The organism is Kluyvera sp., assembly GCF_965301105.1.
In genome coordinates this window covers 82,186-107,010 of record NZ_CBDKZX010000002.1, presented here as the reverse complement: position 1 = coordinate 107,010, position 24,825 = coordinate 82,186, and the positions used below count along the sequence as shown (strand labels likewise).

The window sequence follows — 24,825 nt, the reverse complement described above, 5'->3', positions numbered from 1 at the left end:
GAGAGAACCGGGCGGCGATCCCGCCCGGTTTGCGGATCACGACTTCGCTTCGTCGCTGTCCGCGGCGTCCAGCACCACTTCTTCCGGGCGCAGTACGCTGATAAGTTTAAAGACCAGGCTCAGGCAGATACCGACGATCGTCGCCAGCGCCATACCTTTCAGCTCGGCCGCGCCAATGTGTACTTTCGCGCCGCTGACGCCAATGATCAGAATCACGGAGGTGAGGATCAGGTTCTGTGCTTTGCTGTAATCCACTTTCGATTCGATCAGCACGCGGATACCGGATGCGCCGATCACCCCGTACAGCAGCAGAGACACGCCACCCATCACCGGCAGCGGGATAATCTGAATGGCCGCCGCCAGCTTGCCGACGCAGGAGAGCAGAATCGCAATAATCGCCGCGCCGCCGATAACCCAAGTGCTGTACACGCGGGTAATCGCCATCACGCCGATGTTTTCACCGTAAGTGGTGTTCGGGGTAGAACCGAAGAAACCAGAAATCACCGTCGACAGACCGTTGGCAAACATTGAGCGATGCAGGCCCGGGTCGCGAATCAGGTCTTTTTTAACGATGTTCGCCGTCACCACCAGGTGACCGACGTGCTCGGCAATCACCACCAGCGCCGCCGGTAAAATAGTGAAGATAGCGAACCACTCGAAACGCGGGGTATAGAAGGTTGGCAGCGCGAACCAGTGCGCCTGCGCAATCGGCGTGGTATCCACTACGCCCATCACGAAGGACAGCGCATAACCGACCAGCACGCCGATCAGAATCGGGATAATCGCCAGGAAGCCGCGGAACAGCACGGAGCCGAATACGGTCACGCCGAGCGTCACCAGGGAAATAATAATGGTTTTGGTATCCGCTGACTGGCCATCCGGCGGCAGCAGGCCTGCCATGTTGGCCGCTACGCCCGCCAGCTCAAGACCGATGACGGCAACGATTGCGCCCATCGCCGCCGGCGGGAACATCACGTCCAGCCAGCCGGTACCCGCTTTCTTCACAATGAAAGAGACCAGGCAGAACAACACGCCGCACATAATAAAGCCGCCCAACGCCACTTCATAACCTAGCGGCAGCAGCAGCAGCACCGGAGAAATAAAGGCAAAGCTCGACCCGAGGTAGGCCGGGATTTTCCCTTTACAGATAAAGAGGTACAGCAGCGTGCCGATGCCGTTGAACAGCAGCACGGTGGCTGGGTTAATGTGGAACAGCACGGGCACCAGCACGGTTGCGCCAAACATGGCGAATAAATGCTGCAAACTAAGCGGGATGGTCTGTAAAAGCGGTGGTCTCTCACTTACCCCAATTGCGCGGCGCGTCATTGTGTTTTCCTCTGTGTTATTAGTCTGGGTTTTTTATTCAAAAAAAAGCCGACTATCAAAGTCGGCTCTTTTTATTTTTTCGTTTACTTGGTACCAAAAATCTTATCGCCGGCATCGCCGAGGCCCGGGATGATGTATCCCTGCTCATTCAGCCCCTGGTCGATCGATGCGGTGTACAGCTCGATGTCCGGATGCGCTTTCTCCAGCGCCGCGATACCTTCCGGCGCAGCAACCAGCACCAGCACCTTGATGCTGGAGCAGCCCGCTTTTTTCAGCAGGTCGATAGTGGCGATAACGGAGCCGCCGGTCGCGAGCATCGGGTCAACGATCAGCGCCATACGCTCATCAATGTTGGAAACCAGCTTCTGGAAGTACGGTACCGGCTCCAGCGTCTCTTCGTCACGGTACATACCCACCACGCTGATACGCGCGCTTGGGACGTTTTCCAGTACGCCATCCATCATCCCCAAACCTGCACGCAGGATTGGCACAACGGTAATTTTCTTACCTTTGATCTGGTCGATTTCTACCGGGCCGTTCCAGCCTTCGATAGTCACTTTTTCCGTTTCCAGACCGGCAGTGGCTTCATAAGTCAGCAGGCTACCGACTTCGGAGGCGAGTTCACGGAAGCGTTTGGTGCTAATGTCGTTCTCACGCATCAGGCCCAGCTTGTGTTTGACGAGTGGGTGTTTAACTTCCACAATCTTCATTCTCTTTCTCCTTTAGATGGGGCAGCCACAAAAAAAATCGCGGGATTATACCGCTTTTTTTCGGCTGCGCCATACCTATGATGATTGACCAGGATCAAGCAAAGCGGCGAATGGCGCATCTGTCAGTATAAGACAGGATAAAAATAAACCCCGACGAGCGGGGTTTTATTTTATCTATTCAGCGAGTTAAAGCTCGCTGCCGTTGGTTGCAATCACCTTTTGATACCAGGCAAAAGATTTTTTACGACTGCGCGCCAGCGTACCGTTACCTTCGTTGTCTTTGTCGACATAGATAAAGCCATAGCGCTTTTTCATCTCGCCGGTGCCCGCGGATACCAGGTCGATACAGCCCCACGGCGTGTAGCCCATCAGATCCACGCCATCTTCCACGACCGCTTTTTTCATTTCAGCGATATGCGCGGAGAGATAGTCGATACGATACTGGTCGTTCACCGTACCGTCGCTCTCCAGCACGTCGATGGCGCCAAAGCCGTTCTCCACGATAAACAGCGGCAGCTGATAGTGATCGTAGAACCAGTTCAGCGAGTAGCGCAGGCCCACCGGGTCAATCTGCCAGCCCCAGTCGGACTTCTGCACGTACGGGTTGGAAACCAGGCTGGTGGTTTCGTCGTAGTCGAGCTGCGGGTTATCTTCGGTGGCCTTGGTGGCAAACGACATATAGTAGCTAAAGCCGATGTAGTCGACGCAGCCCTCAGTGAGCGCCTGACGGTCTTCATCGGTGATATCCAGCGCAAAACCGCGACGCTGGAAGTAGTTCAGCAGGTGCTGCGGATACTTACCGCGCACGTGCACGTCGGTAAACCAGTAGCGGCGATGCATGGCGTTCATTGCCATCATCATGTCGTTCGGCGCGCAGGTCAGCGGATAGATAGGACACATGGCGATCATGCAGCCAATTTGCAGCGCCGGGTTGATTTCACGCGCCGCCTTCACCGCCAGAGCGCTGGCCACCAGCTCGTAGTGTGCGGCCTGGTACATCACCGGCTCGCGATCCTCACCCGGCTGGTACTTCAGGCCAGAGTTGGTAAACGGTGCGAAATCTTCGTGGTAGTTGGCCTGGTTGTTGATTTCATTAAACGTCATCCAGTACTTCACTTTGTGCTGGTAACGGGTAAACACCACTTTGGCGAAGCGGACAAAGAATTCAATCAGCTTACGGTTGCGCCAGCCGCCGTACTCCGTGACGAGGTGATACGGCATCTCAAAGTGCGACAGCGTGATAACCGGCTCAATCCCCAGCTTCAGGCACTCATCGAACAGGTCGTCATAGAACTGCAGGCCCGCTTCGTTTGGTGTCAGCTCGTCGCCATTCGGGAAAATACGCGTCCAGGCGATAGAAGTACGGAAGCATTTATAGCCCATCTCAGCGAATAGTTTCAGGTCGTCTTTATAACGATGGTAAAAGTCGATGGCTTCATGGTTGGGGTAATTTTTCCCCGGCAGCACGCCGTCGGTAATTTCACGCGGCACGCCGTGCGCACCCGCCGTCATCACGTCCGCGACGCTTACCCCCTTGCCGCCCTCTTTCCAGCCGCCTTCCAGTTGATGTGCTGCGACCGCGCCGCCCCAGAGAAACCCAGCTTTAAATCCAGACATATCTTTCCCTCGTTAATCAGTAAGTTGTCGCTGCGAATAGTGCTGATTGAAATGGTAAACCGCGCCAATAAGCCCGGCGTCGTTGCCGTGGCTGACGGTATCGATGTAGTCGGCAATGCCAAACCAGGCAAGGTGCTCGCGCATCAGCGCCAGGAAACCGGGGCGTTCAACAATGCCGCCGCCGATGAGAATCGTCTGCGGGTCGAACAGGTTCACCAGGTTATAGAGGCCAGTGCCCAGGCCGTTGAAAAATTCGGCGACCAGGCGCTGACAGACGACATCGCCTGCGTCGAAGCGGTCGAAAATTTCCTCGCCGGTGACCTCTTCCAGCGTTTTGCCGAGATGCTGCGCATAGCGATAGCGAAGTACGCGCAGGGTACAGTTTTCGTTCATGGAGTAGCGGCGTACGTCGCGAGAGCCGGGACGTGAAGTTTGCATATAACCGAATTCGCCAGCGCGAAAACGCGCGCCGTGCACCAGCTGATTGTTGCAGAAAATGGCGCCGCCGATGCCGGTACCGATGGTCAGCACCAGAAAATCGGACAGTTCGGCCCCTTTGCCCTGCCAACGCTCGGCCAATAACACACAGTTGGCGTCATTTTCGATAGCGACGGGCAGCCCGGTGCGCTCCTCCAGCCAGTCTTTAATGGCAAAGTTGTCGAAGCGGCGAATCGCGCCGCCCATTTCGATATAGCCGGTATGCGGGTTAACGTAGCCAGGCGCGCTGATGGCGACGCCTTCACATTCGGGATGGGCGGTGATCCAGCCTGCTATCGCCGCGAGAATCTGCTCGCCATCGCTGTCAGTGATAGGCTGTTTCCCCTTTTCCAGCAGCTCGCCGCTGTCGGCGACTACCCCCATTTTTAACGCCGTACCCCCAATATCAAAGGCAGCAATTTTCATTCCATTCAATCCCTTCTGGCCATTTTCAGATCGCTTACCGGGCGCTATGCAACAAAAACAGAAACCGGTTTCATTACTATGATGTGGATTCATCAGAGAGGATGCAAGGACAAGGGTGTACCCGGTTTCATTTTCGTGAGCAGTATCATATTTGACCAATTTAATGATGGAATCGCAGCAAAATACGCAGGCGAAAAATTGGGTGCAGAATAGGCTCGCAAACGTTTGCCTGGGCTGATAGAATTGCGCCGATTTTTCTTGCTATCGCAAATGCGTGGAGACTTGCAGTGACCGACAAAACCTCTCTCAGCTATAAAGATGCCGGTGTTGATATTGACGCAGGAAACGCTCTGGTTGACCGTATCAAAGGGGTGGTGAAGAAAACGCGCCGTCCGGAAGTGATGGGTGGGCTAGGCGGTTTCGGCGCCTTGTGCGCGCTGCCGCAAAAATATCGTGAACCGGTGCTGGTGTCTGGCACTGACGGCGTTGGCACGAAGTTACGTTTAGCGATGGATTTAAAACGTCATGACACCATCGGCATTGACCTGGTCGCCATGTGCGTCAACGACCTGGTGGTTCAGGGCGCCGAGCCGCTGTTCTTCCTCGACTATTACGCTACCGGCAAGCTGGATGTCGACACGGCGGCAAGTGTGATCAACGGCATCGCCGAAGGCTGCCTGCAGTCCGGCTGTGCGCTGGTCGGCGGTGAAACCGCTGAAATGCCGGGCATGTACCACGGCGAAGATTACGACGTGGCGGGTTTCTGCGTGGGCGTGGTCGAAAAATCTGAAATCATCGACGGCAGCAAAGTCACCGATGGCGACGTGCTGATCGCGCTGGGCTCCAGCGGCCCGCACTCCAACGGCTACTCGCTGGTGCGCAAAATTGTTGAAGTCAGCGGCTGCAACCCGGACACCACCATGCTGGAAGGCAAAACCCTGGCCGACCATCTGCTGGCGCCGACCCGCATTTATGTGAAATCTATTCTTGAGCTGATTGCGAACGTCGACGTTCACGCCATCGCCCACCTGACCGGCGGCGGCTTCTGGGAAAACATCCCGCGCGTACTGCCGGACAACACCCAGGCGGTGATCGACGAGTCCTCCTGGCAGTGGCCTGCGGTGTTCAACTGGATGCAGGATGCCGGTAACGTCAGCCGTCACGAAATGTACCGCACCTTTAACTGCGGCGTCGGCATGGTGATCGCCCTGGCGGCGGACCAGGCCGATAAAGCCATCGCCCTGATGAACGAAAAAGGTGAAACCGCGTGGAAAATCGGCTATATCAAAGCCACGGATTCCGAACAGCGTGTGGTCATCGAGTAAATGAAAAATATCGTGGTGCTGATTTCCGGCAACGGCAGCAACTTACAGGCCATCATTGATGCCTGTGAGCAGAAAAGGATTCATGGCACCATCCGGGCAGTGTTCAGCAATAAGGCCGACGCCTTCGGCCTTGAGCGCGCACGTTCTGCGGGTATTCCTCAGCATGCCCTGTCTGCCAGCCAGTTCGCCAGCCGCGAGGCGTTCGACCGCGAGCTGATGCACGAGATTGACGCCTACGCGCCGGATGTCGTGGTGCTGGCGGGGTACATGCGCATCCTGAGCGCTGAATTCGTACAGCACTATCGGGGCAAACTGCTCAACATCCACCCTTCCCTGCTGCCGAAATATCCCGGCCTGAACACCCATCGTCAGGCGCTGGATAACGGCGATGCGGAACACGGCACTTCCGTGCACTTCGTGACCGAAGAGCTGGACGGTGGGCCGGTCATATTGCAGGCCAAGGTGCCGGTTTTTGACGGTGATGACGAAGCGGAAATCACTTCACGCGTGCAGGTTCAGGAACATGCTATCTATCCGCTGGTGGTGGGCTGGTTCCTCGATGGCCGCCTGAAGATGCAGGATAATCACGCCTGGCTTGACGGCGTACAGCTGCCGCCCGCGGGCTACGCGGCGGAAGAGTGATATCACGTCGATACGCACGATGAGGGGGCCTTTATGGCCCTCTTTTTTATGCCTTTTTATCCGTATCACCGGTACGAAAAAAGACTAAAAAAAGCTTACATATCAAAACGGATAGCGAATAATTTCTTAGGCAAAACCGGATAACTGTCATACTAAGATGACACAGTTGGACATAACCCGGCAAAGCTAGCAATATAAACAGTGAGACGACTTTGCCGCGTCCCGTGAATTAACCGGAGTATGAGTAGTAATGGGTCAGGAAAAACTGTACATCGAAAAAGAACTGAGCTGGTTGTCCTTCAACGAGCGCGTCCTTCAGGAAGCGGCAGATAAAAGCAACCCGCTGATTGAGCGCATGCGTTTTCTGGGGATCTACTCCAACAACCTCGACGAATTTTATAAGGTCCGCTTTGCGGAACTGAAGCGTCGCATCATCATCAGCGAAGAACAGGGCGTGACCACACATTCCCGCCACCTGCTGAGTAAAATCCAGGCCCGGGTGCTGAAAGCCGACCAGGAGTTCGATGGACTGTACAACGAACTGCTGCTGGAGATGGCGCGAAACCAGATCTTCCTGATTAACGAACGCCAGCTGTCCGTCAACCAACAGGGCTGGCTGCGTCACTACTTTAAGCAGCACCTGCGCCAGCACATCACGCCGATTCTGCTGAACCGCGAAACCGACCTGGTGCAGTTCCTGAAAGACGATTACACCTATCTGGCAGTGGAAATTATCCGTGGCGAAGAGATCAACTACGCGCTGCTGGAAATTCCTTCTGATAAGGTTCCGCGCTTCGTTAATCTGCCGCCGGAGACGCCACGTCGCCGCAAACCAATGATCCTGCTGGATAACATCCTGCGCTATTGCCTTGACGACATCTTCAAAGGCTTCTTCGACTACGATGCTCTCAATGCCTACTCGATGAAAATGACCCGTGACGCCGAGTACGATCTGGTGCACGAAATGGAATCGAGCCTGATGGAGCTGATGTCCTCCAGCCTCAAGCAGCGTCTCACCGCCGAACCGGTGCGCTTTGTTTATCAGCGCGACATGCCGGATGCGATGGTCGAAATGCTGCGCAAAAAGCTGACCATCTCCCGCTACGACTCAATCGTGCCGGGCGGCCGCTACCACAACTTTAAGGACTTTATCGGCTTCCCGAACGTCGGTAAGGCCAACCTGGTCAACAAACCACTGCCGCGCCTGCGTCACCTGTGGTTCGATAAGTTCCGCAACGGCTTTGACGCCATTCGCGAGCGCGATGTACTGCTCTATTATCCGTACCACACGTTTGAACACGTGCTCGAACTGCTGCGTCAAGCCTCCTTCGACCCGAGCGTGCTGGCGATCAAAATCAACATCTATCGCGTGGCGAAAGATTCGCGCATCATCGATGCGATGATTCACGCCGCGCACAACGGTAAGAAAGTGACGGTGGTGGTCGAGCTACAGGCGCGCTTCGACGAAGAGGCCAACATTCACTGGGCGAAGCGGCTCACCGAAGCGGGCGTTCATGTCATCTTCTCCGCACCGGGGCTGAAAATTCACGCCAAACTGTTCCTCATCTCGCGTAAAGAAGGCGATGACGTGGTGCGTTACGCCCATATCGGCACCGGTAACTTTAACGAGAAAACCGCGCGTATTTACACCGACTACTCGCTGCTGACCGCCGACGCGCGTATCACCAACGAAGTGCGCCGGGTATTTAACTTTATTGAGAACCCCTATCGTCCGGTGAGCTTCGACTATCTGCTGGTATCCCCGCAAAACTCGCGCCGCCTGTTGTACGAAATGATCGACCGCGAGATCGCCAACGCCCAGAACGGTATCGCAGCCGGGATCACCCTCAAGCTCAACAACCTGGTGGATAAAGGCCTGGTCGATCGCCTGTATGCGGCCTCCAGTTCGGGCGTACAGGTCAATCTGCTGATTCGCGGCATGTGTTCTTTGATCCCTGAATTAGAGGGGATCAGTGAAAATATTCGTGTGATCAGCATCGTTGACCGTTTCCTTGAGCACGACAGGATCTATATTTTTGAGAACGGCGGCGATAAACGCGTTTATCTCTCCTCCGCTGACTGGATGACCCGTAATATTGATTACCGTATTGAAGTGGCGACGCCGCTGCTCGATCCGCGTCTCAAACAACGGATCCTCGATATTATCGATATTCTGTTTAGCGACACGGTGAAAGCCCGCTTTATCGATAAAGAACTGAGTAATCGCTATGTTCCGCGCGGCAACCGCCGTAAGATCCGCTCGCAGCAGGCGATTTACGATTACATCAAATCACTTGAACAACCTGACTAACCTATGCCAATAAAAAGCAAAGCACCCCGGCCGCAGGAGTTTGCGGCGGTTGATCTTGGTTCGAACAGTTTTCACATGGTCATTGCGCGCGTCGTCGACGGAGCAATGCAGATCATCGGCCGCCTGAAACAGCGCGTTCATCTGGCTGACGGTCTGGATGAGAACAACATGCTGAGCGAAGAGGCCATGGAGCGCGGGTTAAGCTGCCTGTCGCTGTTTGCCGAGCGACTACAGGGCTTCTCCCCTTCCAGCGTCTGTATCGTGGGCACGCACTCGTTACGTCAGGCCGCCAACGCGACCGAGTTTCTCAAGCGTGCGGAAAAAGTGATCCCCTACCCGATTGAAATCATCTCCGGGAATGAAGAAGCCCGTTTGATTTTCATGGGCGTAGAGCACACACAACCGGAGAAAGGCCGCAAGCTGGTCATCGACATCGGCGGCGGCTCAACGGAGCTGGTGATTGGCGAAGATTTCGAACCCAAGCTGGTGGAAAGCCGTCGTATGGGTTGCGTGAGTTTCGGCCAGCAGTTCTTCCTGGCGGGCACCATCAACCGCGAGAACTTCCAGCGCGCCCGTATGGCGGCAGTGCAAAAGCTGGAAACGCTGGCGTGGCAGTTCCGCATCCAGGGCTGGAGCGTGGCAATGGGCGCTTCCGGCACCATTAAGGCCGCGCATGAAGTGCTGCTCGAGATGGGCGAAAAAGACGGTTTCATCACCCCTGAGCGCCTGGAGAAGCTGGTGGAAGAAGTGCTGAAGTATAAGAACTTCAGCAGCCTGAGCCTGCCGGGCCTTTCCGAGGAACGTAAAGGCGTGTTTGTGCCGGGGCTGGCGATTCTTTGCGGCGTATTCGACGCGCTGGCCATTAAAGAGCTGCGTCTGTCTGACGGCGCGCTGCGTGAAGGCGTGCTGTATGAGATGGAAGGCCGCTTCCGCCATCAGGACGTGCGTAGCCGCACCGCGCAAAGCCTGGCAAACCAGTACAATATCGACCGCGAGCAGGCCCAGCGCGTACTCGAAACCACTATGCAAATGTACGATCAGTGGCTGGAGCAAAATCCTAAGCTGGGGAACCCGCAGTTGAACGCGCTGCTGAAATGGGCATCGATGCTGCACGAAGTGGGGCTGAATATTAATCACAGCGGCATGCATCGCCACTCCGCCTACATTCTGCAAAATAGCGATCTACCGGGGTTCAATCAGGAGCAGCAGTACCTGATGGCGACGTTGGTACGCTTCCATCGTAAAGCCATTAAGCTCGACGAACTGCCGCGCTTTACCCTGTTCAAGAAGAAGCAGTTCCTGCCGATGATCCAGCTGCTACGCCTGGGCGTGCTGCTGAACAACCAGCGTCAGGCAACCACCACGCCGCCGACGCTGAAGCTCACGACCGAAGCCAACCACTGGACGCTCTGCTTCCCGCACGACTGGTTTACTCAGAACGCGCTGGTGCTGCTCGATTTGGAAAAAGAGCAGGAATACTGGGAGAGCGTCACCGGCTGGTTGTTAAAAATCACCGAGGAGCGTGCGCCCGACGAAGTTGTCGCGGCCTGATTCGCTGCTTTTGCACTCCACTGCCGCCAGCTCCTCAAGGGGAGCTGGCTTACCAATGCAGTACCCCTGCAAGTAATCTATGCCCAACGCAATCGCCGCCTGACGAATCTCTTCGTTCTCCACATATTCCGCCACCACGCGCATTTTCTTCATCCGCGCCAGATGGCAGATCGATGCCACAATCTGATAGTCCATACTGCTGGTAGCAATATTGCGGATAAAGCTGCCGTCAATTTTGAGGATATCAGCGCTGATATGCTTAAGCCTGGCGTAGCTGGCATAGCCGGTACCAAAATCATCTATCGCCACCCGACAGCCCAGTTCCTGCAACTCTCGCAGCGTGCGACGCGCCTGCTCAACGTTGACCAATGAATGACTTTCCGTAATTTCAAAGACCAACTGCCAGGCTTCGATGCCATGCTCTTCCAGCAATAGCGCGACCTGTTTGGAAAAGCCTAGCCCGCTTGCCGTTGATGGCGCCAGGTTCAGCGCCAGCCGCATACCCGGGTTAGTCGCCCGGCGGCTGGCCATAAAGCGCAGCGTATTTTCCAGTACCCACAGGTCGATACGCGAGGCCATACCAAATTCGTGGGCGACCGGCAGGAACAACGTTGGCGAGATCAACTCATCATCATCATCGCCCAACATACGCAACAGCACTTCGTGATAATCATCGCCGCGAATGCCGACGATCGGCTGCGCCATCAGGCGGAAACGGTCGTTCTCCAGCGCCTGCTGAACGCGGACCATCATGGCGATTTTGTCCTTCAACTCCTGCTGTAAATGCTGCGCGCCGCGCCGCTGGAGGTTTTCCGGGCGGTCGGTCACCAGCGACAGCTCGGCCACCGTATTCAGCTCGCCCAGCATCAGCGAAAGGTGTGATACTGGCGATTGAATGTAGCAGTAGCTGAGGCCAATCTGCGGCTGTAACGGCATGCCGTTCCAGCTATAGCGGAACATCTTCAGACGCGCATAGAGATCTTCAATGCGCTCTTTGTAGGATTCCGTATGCAGCAGTACGGCGAGGTCGCTACCGGTCAGCTGGTACACCCCTTCACCAGGACGCAGCACCTCGCTCAGGTACTCCGCCAGATTCTGCTTGTAGTTGATACGCAGCATAATACCGTAGTGCCGCGTGAGTACCTCCAGGTCCGGCATACGCAGGAAACACAGTACCGACCATGGAGCCTTGCCGATTGCCCGATTCAAGGCGCGCATGTTGGGCAGATTGACCACTGGATCGATAAAGGCCATCCGTCGCACCCGCTCGTGAATGGCCCGCTGACGGCTTGAGAGCATGGCCATATAAGCAATGATAAACGAGAACACCAGGAAGCTGGAGGAGGTAATTGCCAGCTGTACGCTGTAACCTGCGGTGTGTGGCACGTAGTGATAGTGGTAGTGAATCGCCACAATCAGCAGCAGCGTCCAGACCACCGAAATAAAGCGGTAGCCGAAGCGCATCGATCCCCACAGCATAATGGGCAGCAGCAAAGAGATTGTATAGTTGGTGCTGAAAATGGTGCTGCCGCTGTCCAGCGGCTTCATCAGCAAGGAGAAAATCCCCAGCAAGAAGCCGCTCCATACTATCATTTCCGGCCACTTCACTTTTGGGTCAAAGTCCCGGCGCACCTGCGAAATAAAGGAGCGAATATAGTATGGGTTGCGGATTAATCTAATCAGCAAATAACATAACGGCACGCCGGTCAGGTAGCCCATCAGCAGCGACTGGTAGTTGATCAAATTGCGCTGGGTGAGCGGCGAGGTCCATTGTACATCGCTGAAGCTCGGGTAAATACCGATATACAGCGTAAATTGGAGCAGCAACATAAACAGCGTGGCCGGGACAAACATCTGCCAGAACAACCGCTGCGCCATGAGTCGCGTGTCGCCATGCGACACCATTTTGCGCCCGCTGTTGAAGTACTGATAGCCGCCCCATGCCACCAGCGTAGGGATCAGAAACTGCAGCGTGATGCCTATTTCTTCAACCATATGCAGATCGCGCGTGAGATAGCAGCCAATACCAACCATCAGCCCAGGCAACGCTTTCCAGCCGAAAAACAGCATCATACACAGCAGAAACGGCATCGGCAGATAATAAAGGTAGGTCTTGCCGCCGCCAACATAAGTGTACGTATTAGCAAGTCTAATTATTGGCAAGATCAGGAGTGGCAATATCAGCGGAAGCCCCCACCAGCAATCGCGATATTGCTTATATATTTTACAGAAATTCATAGATGCTCTATAGATACCCCAAATCCTGCTGGGTATTTTCAGACAGGCATCCAACCTGGCTTAAACGTCCGCGAAAGAAGGCAATGCGCGGGTATAGCGAGAATTTTAGTTATCAGCTACGAATGAAGTTTGATGTGAGTCAAGAAACCGCGTACATAAAAACAATAATTTCGTTTTCTTTGCCGTTTATCTAATTATTAATTTATCTTTGTGAATACGTATAATATCTTATATAACATTAATTAATGTTTTATCTGACGGATTTTTACATTCACCTCAATTGACCCGTGCGTCACTCTGTGCCTTAATGTACACATCGCCCGTCTATGGGTATTGCTAAAGGACCCCTTTGTGAGCCAGGTTACCAGCCTACGAAAACGACACCGATTTAACAGTCGAATGACCCGGATCGTACTGCTTATCAGTTTCCTCTTCTTCTTCGGACGCTTCGTCTACTCCTCCATCGGTGCGTGGCATCACCACCAGGACAAAAAAGAATCCCAGCAGAGCAGCCTGTCGCAACAGACGCCCCCCGCACAACCCGACGAGCGGTAATCCCCCGAAAGATTCCTTACCGGATGGCTAAGCATCCTGTTTAACCATCCGGTAAGGGATCTACATGTCAGCCCACCATATGTCGTAAAGTGGATAAAAAACGTTTCCCGCACGAATACACAAAATTTTCTTTTCGCTTCGCCGCACCATTCGCGCTGTTTTTTTATAGTCTTGATAAATGGGCAGAAAAAAGACAATAAGTGCGCAAATAATCGCTAACCCATCCATCTTGGATATATGAAAACAAATATATAGATATTTTATATATCTTCATTTGATTTTTTCGCCATTATTTTTAGCCAGGCAGGGCTTGTGATGATCGGTTTTACCTTATTTCCAAAAATAAAAAATGCTGTTGAATGGATGGCTGGCCACAGCGATGCGGTTATTCAATTTGGCTGGAATGTTGTTGCCGCTATTATCCTGTTGTTCGTTGGCAAAGCCATCTCACGCCTGCTTTCTCGCGGGCTGGAGAAGCTGCTGCTCAAACGTAAAGTCGATATCACCATTGTCCAGTTTTTCACCGCGCTGGTACGCTACATCACGCTGGCTTTCTTTGTCGTGGCCGCGCTGGGCCGCGTGGGGATTGAAACCTCATCGATCATCGCCGTCATCGGCGCTGCGGGGCTGGCTGTAGGTCTGGCGCTTCAGGGCTCGCTCTCCAACTTTGCCGCGGGCGTGCTGCTGGTTTCCCTGCGCCCTTTCCGCGCCGGCGAAGTGGTACAGATTGGCGCCATGACCGGCACAGTAGAGAAGGTGCACATTTTCTCCACCACGCTGCTGACCGGCGATAGCAAAGAAGTGGTGATCCCCAACGGCAAGATTATCGCTGACAACATTATCAACTACTCCCGTCACCCGTTCCGCCGTATCGACCTGGTCATTGGCGTGGGTTACCAGAGCCGCATTGCCGACGTGAAGCGCGTGATTAATCAGCTGATTGAAAAAGACTCGCGAATTGACCGCCAGCGCGGCGTCACCGTCCGTCTGGGAGAGCTGGGCTCCTCATCGCTGAACTTTTATGTGCGAGTGTGGGTACGCAATGCCGAGTACTGGAACACCTACTACGACCTGCTGGAGAACATCAAAGAGGCGCTGGACGCCAATCACATCGATCTGCCTTATCCACAGATGGATATTCGCGTTGAGAACGTGACCGCACCTGCGCATCCACAGCTACAGCTGGTTGATTAATCCCGAGGGCACGAGGGTGCCCTTTGCAACAGCTTCACTAATTCAGCAATCCCTTTGCTGAGGATCTTATCCTGGCGCATCACCACCGCCAGTTGGCGGTGCAAAAGTGGCGCCAGCGAACTGACGTGCAGCCCTTCACGATCGCGGGGCGCCTCAACCGCCATACGCGGAATAATACTGTAGCCCAGCCCGGCGGCCACCATGCGCTTTATCGCTTCAATACTGCCCAGCTGCATCACCGGCCGGGCTTCTACGCCTGCGCGTTGGAACCAGCCGTCAATCAGACTACGCGTGCCGCTTCCTTGCTCGAATGCGATAAGCGGTAGCGCCCGCAACCCGGCAGGCGTTGTCGTTGGCGTCCGTTGCGCCGCGGCAATAATCAGCACAAACTCTTCTCGTTGAGCCGCCATGACCTCCAGACTACGCCCGCTAGCGGGCAAGGTGACCAGCCCCAAATCGAGACGATTCTCTTCTATGGCCCGCACGATATCCGGCGTATTGCCAGTGGTCACCCCGACCGTCAGCAGCGGGTAACGCTCACGCAGTTCTTGCAGCATCGGCGGCAACAGATGAATGCACGCCGTAGCCCCGGTGCCCAACGAAATCTCACCGCTCACCTGCTCGCTGCATTCGTTTACCGACTGCACGGCTTCATTCACCGCCTGTTCAATCCGCTCGCCGTGCAGCAGCAACGCCATTCCTGCCGCCGTCGCCTTCACGCCGCGCCCGGTACGCTCAATCAACCTTGCCTGTAAGAACTGTTCAAGCTGACGTACCTGAAGACTTACCGCCGGCTGAGAGATACCCAGCACGTCAGCCGCCGCCGAAAAGCTGCCGCGCTGCACCACCAGGCGGAAGGTTGCCAGATATCCCAGATTCAGGGTCGTCATGCAAAGTTTCTCTTATCAGGGTCATAAACGGAGGGCTCTGCCAGCACAATAGCGTGAGCGTTATGCTGCCAGCAACTGCATAACTGACGAGAATATAATGAAAACACCTGCCGCCCCTCTTTCTGTCACCCTTGCCGCTGGAGGCAACCAGTTGATTAACTGGGGAATCTCGTTTTATATGCCTGGCACCTTCGCCCGCGCGATTACGCAAGATACCGGCTGGGCAGCGACGCATATCTATTTCGGCCTGACGCTGGCCATGCTGGTCATGGCGCTACTTTCGCCATGGGTCGCCCGCCTGCTGGCACATTTTGGCGGCCAGCGTGTGGTGATCGGCGGCACAATGCTGATTGCCATAGGCTGTCTTTTGATGTCTCTCATCCACACCTTGTCGGGATGGTACTGCGCCTGGATACTGACCGGCGTCGGCATGCGGCTGGCACTGTACGACGGTCTGTTTGCCGCGCTGGTGTACCTTTACGGCCAGCGAGCCAGAGCGACCATTTCCCGCGTCACCTTAGCCGGCGGGCTAGCCTCCGCATTCTTCTGGCCGCTGGGCAGTGCATTACTCACGCTAATCGACTGGCGACATGCGCTGCTGGTGTACAGTCTGCTCGGGTTTCTGAGCGCTCTGATTCTCATCCCAATGCCCACCCCAAAACGGCCGCCAGTGAGCACGCGCAGCCCCAGCGCAGCCCTCTCCCGCGACGTTCATATGGGCTGGCTTTACGCCGCACTGATTGCCATCGTGACCTTTATCTCTAATGGCACCTCTACGCATCTGCCGGAGTTTATCGCCGCCCATGGTCTCCCCATCGCCGTGGGTATTCTGTGGGGAATCGGGCAGACCGGGGCGCGCTTTCTTGAAGTCGCCTCCGGCTCCGTGTTAACCCCTATCAGACTGACGCTGCTCACGGTCTTTTTCATACCGCTGTGCTTTGCATTGGGTATCAGCAGCACACATATTGGCTGGGCGGCCGGAGGATTTGTCCTCGGGTACGGCGCAATCAACGGTTTGACCACGGTATTCAAAGCCACGTTGCCACTTCAACTGTTCGCCGCCGAAGACTATGCCCGCCGCACTGGCGTATTGCTGATCCCCGCCCAACTGCTGGCCGCCGCCTCGCCGTTTGCCTACGCCTGGCTCAATCAGACGCTGGGTATGCAGGGAAGCCTTACCGTATCCGCAGCCCTTGCTGTCATAGCCGCTGGGCTGGCGGTGACCATTGCGCTGTGCCAGACTGCTCGCATAACAAAAAACAACGATCAACACGCTTCACGACAAGGATAACCCCCATGCACCTGCAAACCGAACGCCTGATCCTCCGCCCGGTGGCGATCACAGACCTTGACGCGCTTTTCCGTATTTATGGCGATCCGGCGACCAACACTTTTAATCCCGCGGGCCCACATCCGGATATCGAACACTCTCACCGCATCCTGACGGGGTGGCTTGAACATCGCGACACTCACGGCTTCGGCAACTGGGCGTTCAGTCTGCGGGAGACACCCGAACAGATCATCGGTTTTGGCGGGCTGCGCATTGTCGAATATCCTTTCGGCGCGGTGAATAACCTGGGCTACCGCTTTGCTCCCGAGGCGTGGGGAAAAGGGTTGGCGACAGAATTTGCCCTCGCGGCGGTGGAGTATGCGTTTACGACGTTAAAACTTGATGAGGTCGTCGGTATTGTGCGCAAGAATCATCTGGCATCACAGAAAGTATTGCTGAAGTGCGGAATGAGGCTGGTCAGAGAAATTAACGATGTGCCGGGGGCGGAGCCAAGTTTGCAGTATCGGCGACGACGTGACGAAGCGGCATAAAAAAACCCTCTGCCAGGCAGAGGGTTTTGCACGCTAACGGAGAGGGAAAATTATTCCCACTCGATCGTGGCTGGCGGCTTACCGCTGATGTCATACACCACGCGGGAAATACCGTTCACTTCGTTGATGATGCGGTTAGAGACGCGGCCTAAGAAATCGTACGGCAGGTGTGCCCAGTGCGCGGTCATAAAGTCGATGGTTTCCACAGCACGCAGGGAAACAACCCAGTCGTACTTACGGCCATCGCCCATTACGCCAACGGAGCGAACCGGCAGGAACACGGTGAACGCCTGGCTCACTTTGTTGTACAGGTCAGCTTTGTGCAGCTCTTCAATGAAGATAGCGTCCGCACGACGCAGCAGGTCGCAGTACTCTTTCTTCACTTCGCCCAGCACGCGCACGCCCAGACCCGGGCCCGGGAACGGGTGACGGTACAGCATGTCGTACGGCAGGCCCAGTTCCAGACCGATCTTACGCACTTCGTCTTTGAACAACTCACGCAGCGGCTCAACCAGACCCATCTTCATCTCTTTCGGCAGGCCGCCCACGTTGTGGTGAGATTTGATAACGTGTGCTTTACCGGTGGCAGACGCCGCAGATTCGATCACGTCAGGATAGATAGTGCCCTGCGCCAGCCATTTCACGTCTTCCAGCTTCAGCGCTTCTTCGTCGAACACTTCCACGAACACGCGGCCGATAATCTTGCGTTTCGCTTCCGGATCGTTCTCGCCTTTCAGCGCGTCCAGGAAGCGCTGCTCGCCTTCCACGTGAACGATGTTCAGACCGAAGTGGTCGCCGAACATGTCCATCACCTGCTGGGCTTCGTTGAGACGCAGCAGACCGTTATCGACGAAGACGCAGGTCAGGTTTTTACCGATAGCGCGGTGCAGCAGCATCGCGGTGACGGAAGAGTCCACGCCGCCAGACAGGCCCAGAATAACTTTGTCTTCGCCAACTTGTTCACGAATACGCGCAACGGCGTCGTCGATGATTTTAGCCGGGGTCCACAGGGCTTCACACTGACAGATATCGCGTACGAAGCGCTCCAGCATGCGCATGCCCTGACGGGTGTGGGTCACTTCCGGGTGGAACTGCACGCCGTAGAAGCGTTTTTCTTCGTGCGCCATAATGGCGAACGGGCAGGTCTCGGTGCTGGCAACGGTGACAAAACCTTCCGGGATCGCGGTCACTTTATCGCCGTGACTCATCCACACGTCCAGCAGCGGTTTGCCTTCTGCGGTCAGAGAATCTTCGATACCGCGAATCAGCGCGCTGTCGGTCTGCACTTCAACCTGGGCGTAGCCGAACTCACGCTCGTTAGAACCTTCAACATGGCCACCTAACTGCATCGCCATGGTCTGCATACCGTAGCAGACGCCAAAGACCGGCACACCGGCGTTGAAGACGTACTCAGGCGCGCGCGGGCTGTTTGCTTCGGTGGTGCTTTCCGGGCCACCGGAGAGGATGATGCCGCTCGGGTTGAACTCACGGATTTGTGCTTCAGTAACATCCCATGCCCACAGTTCACAGTAGACGCCCAGTTCGCGGACGCGACGCGCGACCAGCTGGGTATACTGCGATCCGAAATCGAGGATGAGAATGCGATGTTTATGAATATTGTCTGTCATTTGACGATAATTCCGAGGCAAGTGAAACAATAACAAAACGCCCGGTTTAAAACCGGGCGCGGAAACTTATCAGGAGCCCAGACGGTAGTTCGGGGACTCTTTGGTGATGGTCACGTCGTGAACGTGGCTTTCCTGGATGCCCGCACCGCTGATGCGTACGAATTCCGCTTTGGTACGCAGCAGGTCAATGGTACCACAGCCGGTCAGACCCATACAGGAGCGCAGGCCGCCCATCTGCTGGTGAATGATCTCTTTCAGGCGGCCTTTATACGCTACGCGACCTTCGATACCTTCAGGTACCAGTTTGTCAGCGGCGTTATCGCTCTGGAAGTAACGGTCGGAGGAGCCTTTGGACATCGCGCCCAGAGAACCCATACCACGGTAAGATTTGTAAGAACGGCCCTGGTAGAGTTCAATTTCGCCCGGGGATTCTTCAGTACCGGCCAGCATAGAGCCCACCATCACGGCAGCGGCGCCAGCGGCAATCGCTTTAGCGATATCACCGGAGAAACGGATACCGCCGTCAGCGATAACCGGAATACCGGTGCCTTCCAGCGCTTCAACCGCGTCGGAAACGGCGGTGATCTGCGGAACGCCCACGCCGGTCACGATACGAGTCGTACAGATGGAGCCAGGGCCGATACCCACTTTCACCGCGCTGCAACCGGCTTCCGCCAGTGCGCGAGCGCCAGCGCCAGTCGCGACGTTACCGCCGATGATTTGCAGGTCAGGATATTTCGCCCGGGTTTCACGGATACGCTGCAGCACACCTTCAGAGTGACCGTGAGAGGAGTCAATCAGCAGGACGTCAACGCCCGCGGCAACCAGCGCATCAACACGCTCTTCGTTGCCCGCGCCCGCGCCCACTGCGGCCCCAACGCGCAGACGACCTTTCTCATCTTTACACGCGTTCGGTTTACGTTCGGCTTTTTTGAAGTCTTTAACGGTGATCATGCCCAGCAGGTGGAAGCTATCGTCAACCACCAGCGCTTTTTCGACGCGACGTTCGTGCATTTTGGCGAACACCACATCACGCGCTTCGCCTTCGCGAACGGTTACCAGACGATCTTTCGGAGTCATGTAGACGCTCACCGGCTGGCTCAGGTCGGTGACGAAACGCACGTCACGGCCGGTAATGATACCTACCAGTTCATTGTCTTCGGTCACAACCGGATAGCCCGCGAAGCCGTTGCGCTCGGTCAGCTCTTTCACTTCTGCCAAAGTGGTGGTTGGCAGCACGGTCTGCGGGTCGGTTACCACGCCGGATTCGTGTTTTTTCACGCGGCGAACTTCTTCCGCCTGGCGCTCGATAGACATGTTTTTGTGGATAAAACCAATGCCGCCTTCCTGTGCCAGGGCAATCGCCAGGCGCGCTTCAGTCACGGTGTCCATTGCCGCAGAGAGCATAGGAATGTTCAGACGAATGGTTTTGGTCAGCTGAGTGCTAAGGTCAGCCGTGTTCGGCAGAACGGTAGAATGAGCGGGAACGAGGAGGACGTCGTCAAACGTCAGGGCTTCTTTAGCGATACGTAGCATGGGCAATATCTCACCTGGGAGGTTATTAAATATTGCCGCGGCATTATACAGAGCGTAAGCGATTGCATCCACACTTTTTTGCAAAAAATGCTTGCGATCGCCCTCTGGCAGGTTACTATCGACTGAATAACCTGCTGATTTAGAATTTGATCCCGCTCACATGTTATCCTCACAAAGCCCCGCAATTTTTACCGTTAGCCGCCTTAACCAGTCGGTGCGTCTGCTGCTCGAAAAAGAGATGGGCCAGGTGTGGATTAGCGGCGAGATCTCCAACTTTACCCAGCCCTCTTCCGGCCACTGGTACTTCACCTTAAAAGACGATAACGCCCAGGTGCGCTGCGCGATGTTCCGCAACAGCAACCGCCGGGTGACGTTCCGCCCGCAGCACGGACAACAGGTGCTGGTGCGCGCCAACATCACGCTGTATGAGCCGCGCGGCGACTACCAGATTATCGTCGAGAGCATGCAGCCTGCGGGCGAAGGGCTGTTGCAGCAAAAATATGAACAGCTTAAAGCCAAACTACAGGCGGAAGGGTTGTTCGATCAGCAATACAAGCAGCCGCTGCCCTCCCCGGCCCACTGCGTCGGGGTGATTACCTCAAAAACCGGCGCGGCGCTGCACGATATTCTCCACGTTCTTAAACGCCGCGATCCCTCGCTGCCGGTGGTGATTTACCCCACCGCGGTACAGGGCGACGATGCGCCGGGGCAAATCGTTCGCGCCATTGAGTTGGCCAACGCCCGCGGCGAGTGCGACGTATTAATCGTCGGGCGCGGCGGCGGCTCGCTGGAAGATTTGTGGAGCTTTAACGACGAACGCGTGGCGCGCGCTATTTTTGCCAGCCGCATTCCGGTGGTTAGCGCCGTCGGCCACGAAACCGACGTCACTATCGCCGATTTTGTCGGCGACCTGCGAGCCCCCACGCCATCGGCGGCGGCGGAGATCGTCAGCCGTAACCAGCAGGAGCTGCTGCGTCAGATTCAGTCCGCCCAGCAGCGTTTGGGCATGGCGATGGACTACTACCTCGCCAACCGTAGCCGTCGTTTTACTCAGATGTTCCATCGCCTGCAGCAGCAGCATCCGCAGCTGCGTCTGGCGCGCCAGCAAACCTCGCTGGAGCGGCTGCGTCAGCGCATGAACAGCGCGCTGGAAAGCCAGATCAAACAGGCCAATCAGCGCCAGCAGCGCATGCTGCAACGTCTGAACCAGCAGAATCCGCAACCGCGTATTCATCGCGCCCAGTCGCGTATCCAGCAACTGGAATATCGCCTGGCCGAAACCATTCGCGCACGCCTCAGCGAACAGCGCGAACGCTTTGGCAATGCGGTCACGCATCTGGAAGCCGTCAGCCCGCTGGCGACGCTGGCGCGCGGCTATAGCGTCACTACCGCCAGCGATGGCAAGGTATTGAAACAGGCAAAACAGGCAAAAGCCGGAGAAATGCTGACGACCCGGCTGGCAGACGGCTGGGTCGAGAGTGAAATTAAAACAGTAACGCCGGTGAAAAAAACGCGCTCACGGAAAAAAGCCGTTTAATCGTTCAACATAACCGGGCCTACAGGCCCGGTATCCTCTCGCTTATTCCCCCGCAGGCACCCACTCAACCCGCTTTTTCGAGATCATCCCGTGGCCGTTCTGGCAGAAGAAATCCACCGCGCCGCAGGCTTTTAACACTTCCAGCGGCTTATGGCACTCGGGGCAGCGTGGCTCGAGGGTAAAGGTTTTATCACAGTGCGCGCAGTGCGCCTGTTGGCCCTGCACCTCCAGCGAGGCCTGACAGGTTGGGCAGATGAATTCCATGGCGACTCCTTAACATCGTATTGTGCCGCCATTTTATCACGTCTCAGTGCGTTCCACGTAACCGCTGCTGAATCTGCAACAGCGCCTCGACCTCGCCAATGCGCCGCGCCGTGAGCTTCGCCACTTCCTGCGGCGCACGGGAATACAAACTTTGCGCGCCCAGAATCTGATCGCCCAGACAGTGGGCATAAATTGCGCCGCGACGGGTCCAGCCGAGTACGGAATCGCCACAAATCAGCTCAACGCGCTCGCCCTCGGGGCCACGGTTCTGGCTTATCACTCGCCCGTCGCGCAAGGAAATACGGATGCCCTTGCGCTCGACGCCCGGCCCGGCGTATTTATTCAGCCATAGGTTGACCGCAATACCGCCAAGCGTGCCAATCAGATGTGCCTCGCCCTCTGCCGTTTCGGTATCGCCCAGCGCAATGGGCTGCCCTAGGCGGTCCTTAACCCGTTCAGCCCGCAGCACAATGTCATCGCTGCCGCCGAGATAGCGCACCGTCTCACGCATCATCGCCAGTACGTGAGTGCCAATATCGACAATCACCCCGTCCGGGTGGCGCAACTGGCGGGTATCCGGTTCCCCGGTAGCAAAATTCAGCGCGATAGGTTCACCCGCGGCGTTATAGCCACTCGGCTCAAGCAGAAAACCGTCGATGCTGACAATCTCGTCCAGCGCGGTGACCACCGGGCGGTCAATTACCGCGCCATCTTCAGGTTGCCAGCGGTCATCCATTCGGCCCTGTGCCAGACACAATACGCCGTCCCGGGCCATCCAGTGATCCAGCGCCAGCACGCGCCGAGCGTTATCCGGCACCGAAAGCAGCTGGCGCAGCGCGGTAAGCTGGTCCAGCGTGGCGGCAATCGGCTTTTCTACCACAATCCGCGGAATCGGCGAACGCAGCGCTTGTTCAAGTACCGGCAAATGCGCCAGCGAAACGGTGGTAATAAACAGCGTGTCGATGGGCTGCGCCAGCAGTGCGGCAAGGGATTTAAAGGTCGTTACGCCCGGCAGCACCCGCAGCGGATTGCTGTCATAGCCGCAAATCGAGCTCACTGGCAGCGACAGCGCCTTTAGCGCAGGTAAATAGGCGGTTTCAACCACCGACCCGAGGCCGATAAAGCCAATATTCATAACATTCGACTCATGCAGAAAAACAATACGGCGGGCATTATGCGTGAAGCGCCATCACAGAAACGTGTCCGCGATGGCGTATTGCGGTTAGCGCACCGCGCGCAGACGGTCGAAACCAGCCGCCAGATCGGTTTTTAAATCATCCATATCTTCCAGCCCCATCTGGATGCGCAGCGTCAGGCCGCCAGGCTGCCAGCTGGTCGCGGTGCGGTAATCGGCGCAGTTGAACGGAATAATCAGGCTTTCAAAACCGCCCCACGAATAGCCCATGGCGAAAATGCGCATATGATCCAACATATTCGCCACCCCCGCTTTGGTAAATTCGGGCTTCAGCACCAGCGAAAACAGCCCGGATGAGCCGGTAAAATCACGCTTCCAGATCTCGTGCCCCGGGCACTCCGGCAGCGCCGGGTGCAGAACCTTCAACACTTCCGGGCGCGCCTGTAGCCAATGCGCCATCTCCAGACCGCGCTGTTCAGCCTCTTTCAGGCGCAGATGCATCGTACGCAGCCCGCGCAGAGCCAGGAAGCAGTCTTCCGCGCCGGGCAGCATGGCCATCAGATCGTAGGTTTTACGCAATCGCGGCCACCAGGCGTCATTGGCTGACACCAGCCCCATCAGCAGGTCAGAATGGCCGCCGAGATATTTGGTCCCCGCCTCGAGCGAGAGGTCGCAACCGTGCTCGTGGGCACGAAAGAAAATCGGCGTCGCCCAGGTATTGTCGATAATGGTGGCGATCCCTTGTTTTTTCGCCGCCTGGGTCATCGCCGGAACATCCTGAATCTCAAAGCTCTGCGAGCCGGGGGACTCAAGGAACAGCGTGGTGGTGTTCGCGCGAAAAAGCGAGGCTATCTCCGCGCCAATCAGCGGGTCGTAATAGGTGGTCTCAATACCCATTTTGGCCAGCATACCGGCGCAGAAATTGCGAGTCGGTCGGTAAACGCTATCAGGCATCAGCAGATGATCGCCCGCTTTCAGCGTTGTCAGCAGGGCCAGCGAAATCGCCCCCAGCCCGGACGGTGACAGTACGGTCCCGGCGGCACCGGCCAGCACGCTCCAGGCGTTCTCGAGGCTGGCGATGGTCGGCGTACCCATTGTGCCGTAGTTAAATTCGGCGCGATTATGTTCAAGATCGTCAACCGTCGGAAAGACCACCGTAGAGCCGCGATAAATCGGCGCATTCACAAACCCTGCCTGGCGGGAAGTATCCCGGCCTAGCTGGGTAATTTGCGTGCTGATATTAAAATCGGATGGAGAATGATGACCCATAATTTACCTCGTACCTTTCAGCGGCCTTGCCGACGAGAAATCGTGTTATTCATTGCCCCATTGATTGAGGAATTCCGCAATATCATCAATGCGCTGTTCTTTAATGCCCGCTTCGGCGGCCATCTCTTTTTGCGCGTCTTCGCTGATCTCTTCGTTGTTCATTAAGCGGGTAATCAGCAGCTGGAAATAGTGTGCCAGCGCATCACGCTCGGCGTCATTCACCGCCTGCGCGGCTTCGGTCGAGTATTCATCGACGATGTCATAAAATTTCAGCGGGATTTCGTGCGTCATAGACAGCTCCTGGAATAAAGACTGGCAAAACGGTGACTATCCTACGTTACGCGCTATCAGGTCAACGTGCGTTTTCATACGG

At 56.0% G+C, this 24,825-nt stretch carries 21 protein-coding genes; 9 read left to right on the top strand and 12 right to left on the bottom strand.

Going from position 1 to position 24,825, the window contains the following annotated elements; all coding sequences use genetic code 11:
• Positions 1-36: 36 nt before the first annotated feature.
• The 4 genes from uraA to bglK form a co-directional block, all read right to left on the bottom strand.
• Positions 37-1,326 (bottom strand): uracil permease, encoded by a 1,290-nt coding sequence (gene uraA, locus ACW14G_RS01445; RefSeq protein WP_064543614.1) that lies wholly within the window; start codon positions 1,324-1,326, stop codon positions 37-39.
• Between the two features lie 83 nt (positions 1,327-1,409).
• Entirely contained in the window at positions 1,410-2,036 is a 627-nt protein-coding gene (upp, locus tag ACW14G_RS01440) for a uracil phosphoribosyltransferase (RefSeq protein WP_064543612.1), read from the bottom strand.
• A 186-nt stretch (positions 2,037-2,222) separates the two neighbouring features.
• Positions 2,223-3,653, bottom strand: coding sequence for a 6-phospho-beta-glucosidase (locus tag ACW14G_RS01435; protein ID WP_163446571.1), 1,431 nt, complete (start codon positions 3,651-3,653; stop codon positions 2,223-2,225).
• Between the two features lie 12 nt (positions 3,654-3,665).
• On the bottom strand, positions 3,666-4,556 hold the full coding sequence (gene bglK, locus ACW14G_RS01430; protein ID WP_163446570.1) for a beta-glucoside kinase BglK: 891 nt from the start codon (positions 4,554-4,556) through the stop codon (positions 3,666-3,668).
• Positions 4,557-4,843: 287 nt separating this feature from the next.
• Between bglK and purM the strand changes: the two genes are divergently transcribed.
• From purM to ppx, 4 genes are all read left to right on the top strand, one after another.
• The gene (gene purM / locus ACW14G_RS01425; protein WP_167575256.1) at positions 4,844-5,881 is read left to right on the top strand and encodes a phosphoribosylformylglycinamidine cyclo-ligase; all 1,038 of its coding nucleotides are present in this window, start codon (positions 4,844-4,846) and stop codon (positions 5,879-5,881) included.
• The gene (gene purN, locus ACW14G_RS01420) at positions 5,882-6,523 is read left to right on the top strand and encodes a phosphoribosylglycinamide formyltransferase (RefSeq protein ID WP_163446568.1); all 642 of its coding nucleotides are present in this window, start codon (positions 5,882-5,884) and stop codon (positions 6,521-6,523) included.
• Between the two features lie 250 nt (positions 6,524-6,773).
• Complete coding sequence (gene ppk1 / locus ACW14G_RS01415) at positions 6,774-8,834, top strand: polyphosphate kinase 1 (protein ID WP_249022910.1); 2,061 nt, start codon at positions 6,774-6,776, stop codon at positions 8,832-8,834.
• A 3-nt stretch (positions 8,835-8,837) separates the two neighbouring features.
• Positions 8,838-10,385 carry an exopolyphosphatase gene (ppx, locus tag ACW14G_RS01410; protein WP_163446566.1) on the top strand — a complete coding sequence of 516 codons (1,548 nt, stop codon included), beginning with the start codon at positions 8,838-8,840 and terminating at the stop codon, positions 10,383-10,385.
• On the opposite strand, the gene ACW14G_RS01405 is transcribed toward ppx, so the two are convergent.
• Positions 10,338-12,623 carry an EAL domain-containing protein gene (locus ACW14G_RS01405; RefSeq protein WP_249022908.1) on the bottom strand — a complete coding sequence of 762 codons (2,286 nt, stop codon included), beginning with the start codon at positions 12,621-12,623 and terminating at the stop codon, positions 10,338-10,340. The two genes, ppx and ACW14G_RS01405, sit on opposite strands and share 48 nt — an antisense overlap.
• A gap of 351 nt (positions 12,624-12,974) precedes the next feature.
• On the opposite strand from ACW14G_RS01405, the gene ACW14G_RS01400 reads away from it, so the two are divergent.
• The gene (locus tag ACW14G_RS01400; protein ID WP_163446564.1) at positions 12,975-13,178 is read left to right on the top strand and encodes a YfgG family protein; all 204 of its coding nucleotides are present in this window, start codon (positions 12,975-12,977) and stop codon (positions 13,176-13,178) included.
• A 315-nt stretch (positions 13,179-13,493) separates the two neighbouring features.
• Positions 13,494-14,372, top strand: coding sequence for a small-conductance mechanosensitive channel MscS (gene mscS / locus ACW14G_RS01395; protein WP_249022907.1), 879 nt, complete (start codon positions 13,494-13,496; stop codon positions 14,370-14,372).
• On the opposite strand, the gene ACW14G_RS01390 is transcribed toward mscS, so the two are convergent.
• A complete protein-coding gene (locus ACW14G_RS01390) occupies positions 14,369-15,262 on the bottom strand; it encodes a LysR family transcriptional regulator (RefSeq protein ID WP_419058566.1) in 894 nt (297 codons plus the stop codon). The genes mscS and ACW14G_RS01390 overlap by 4 nt on opposite strands.
• 97 nt (positions 15,263-15,359) lie before the next feature.
• Between ACW14G_RS01390 and ACW14G_RS01385 the strand changes: the two genes are divergently transcribed.
• Positions 15,360-16,553 carry an MFS transporter gene (locus ACW14G_RS01385; RefSeq protein WP_249022905.1) on the top strand — a complete coding sequence of 398 codons (1,194 nt, stop codon included), beginning with the start codon at positions 15,360-15,362 and terminating at the stop codon, positions 16,551-16,553.
• Between the two features lie 5 nt (positions 16,554-16,558).
• The gene (locus ACW14G_RS01380) at positions 16,559-17,083 is read left to right on the top strand and encodes a GNAT family N-acetyltransferase (RefSeq protein ID WP_223803115.1); all 525 of its coding nucleotides are present in this window, start codon (positions 16,559-16,561) and stop codon (positions 17,081-17,083) included.
• Between the two features lie 50 nt (positions 17,084-17,133).
• Here the strand turns inward: ACW14G_RS01380 and guaA are convergent, their stop codons facing one another.
• The gene (guaA, locus tag ACW14G_RS01375; protein WP_163446560.1) at positions 17,134-18,711 is read right to left on the bottom strand and encodes a glutamine-hydrolyzing GMP synthase; all 1,578 of its coding nucleotides are present in this window, start codon (positions 18,709-18,711) and stop codon (positions 17,134-17,136) included.
• Positions 18,712-18,780: 69 nt separating this feature from the next.
• Positions 18,781-20,247, bottom strand: coding sequence for an IMP dehydrogenase (gene guaB, locus ACW14G_RS01370; protein WP_455648423.1), 1,467 nt, complete (start codon positions 20,245-20,247; stop codon positions 18,781-18,783).
• Positions 20,248-20,407: 160 nt separating this feature from the next.
• Here guaB and xseA point away from each other — a divergent pair, with 160 nt between their 5' ends.
• Positions 20,408-21,784 carry an exodeoxyribonuclease VII large subunit gene (gene xseA / locus ACW14G_RS01365; RefSeq protein ID WP_163446559.1) on the top strand — a complete coding sequence of 459 codons (1,377 nt, stop codon included), beginning with the start codon at positions 20,408-20,410 and terminating at the stop codon, positions 21,782-21,784.
• A gap of 42 nt (positions 21,785-21,826) precedes the next feature.
• Here the strand turns inward: xseA and ACW14G_RS01360 are convergent, their stop codons facing one another.
• The 4 genes from ACW14G_RS01360 to ACW14G_RS01345 form a co-directional block, all read right to left on the bottom strand.
• Entirely contained in the window at positions 21,827-22,048 is a 222-nt protein-coding gene (locus tag ACW14G_RS01360; RefSeq protein WP_163446558.1) for a zinc ribbon domain-containing protein, read from the bottom strand.
• A 43-nt stretch (positions 22,049-22,091) separates the two neighbouring features.
• Positions 22,092-23,183, bottom strand: coding sequence for a Gfo/Idh/MocA family oxidoreductase (locus ACW14G_RS01355; RefSeq protein WP_249022904.1), 1,092 nt, complete (start codon positions 23,181-23,183; stop codon positions 22,092-22,094).
• A gap of 87 nt (positions 23,184-23,270) precedes the next feature.
• Positions 23,271-24,452: a cystathionine beta-lyase gene (metC, locus tag ACW14G_RS01350; RefSeq protein ID WP_223803118.1), complete on the bottom strand. Its 1,182-nt coding sequence runs from the start codon at positions 24,450-24,452 to the stop codon at positions 23,271-23,273.
• Between the two features lie 45 nt (positions 24,453-24,497).
• Positions 24,498-24,743, bottom strand: a complete 246-nt coding sequence (locus tag ACW14G_RS01345; protein WP_163446555.1) for a YmjA family protein — start codon at positions 24,741-24,743, stop codon at positions 24,498-24,500.
• Positions 24,744-24,825 lie beyond the last annotated feature (82 nt).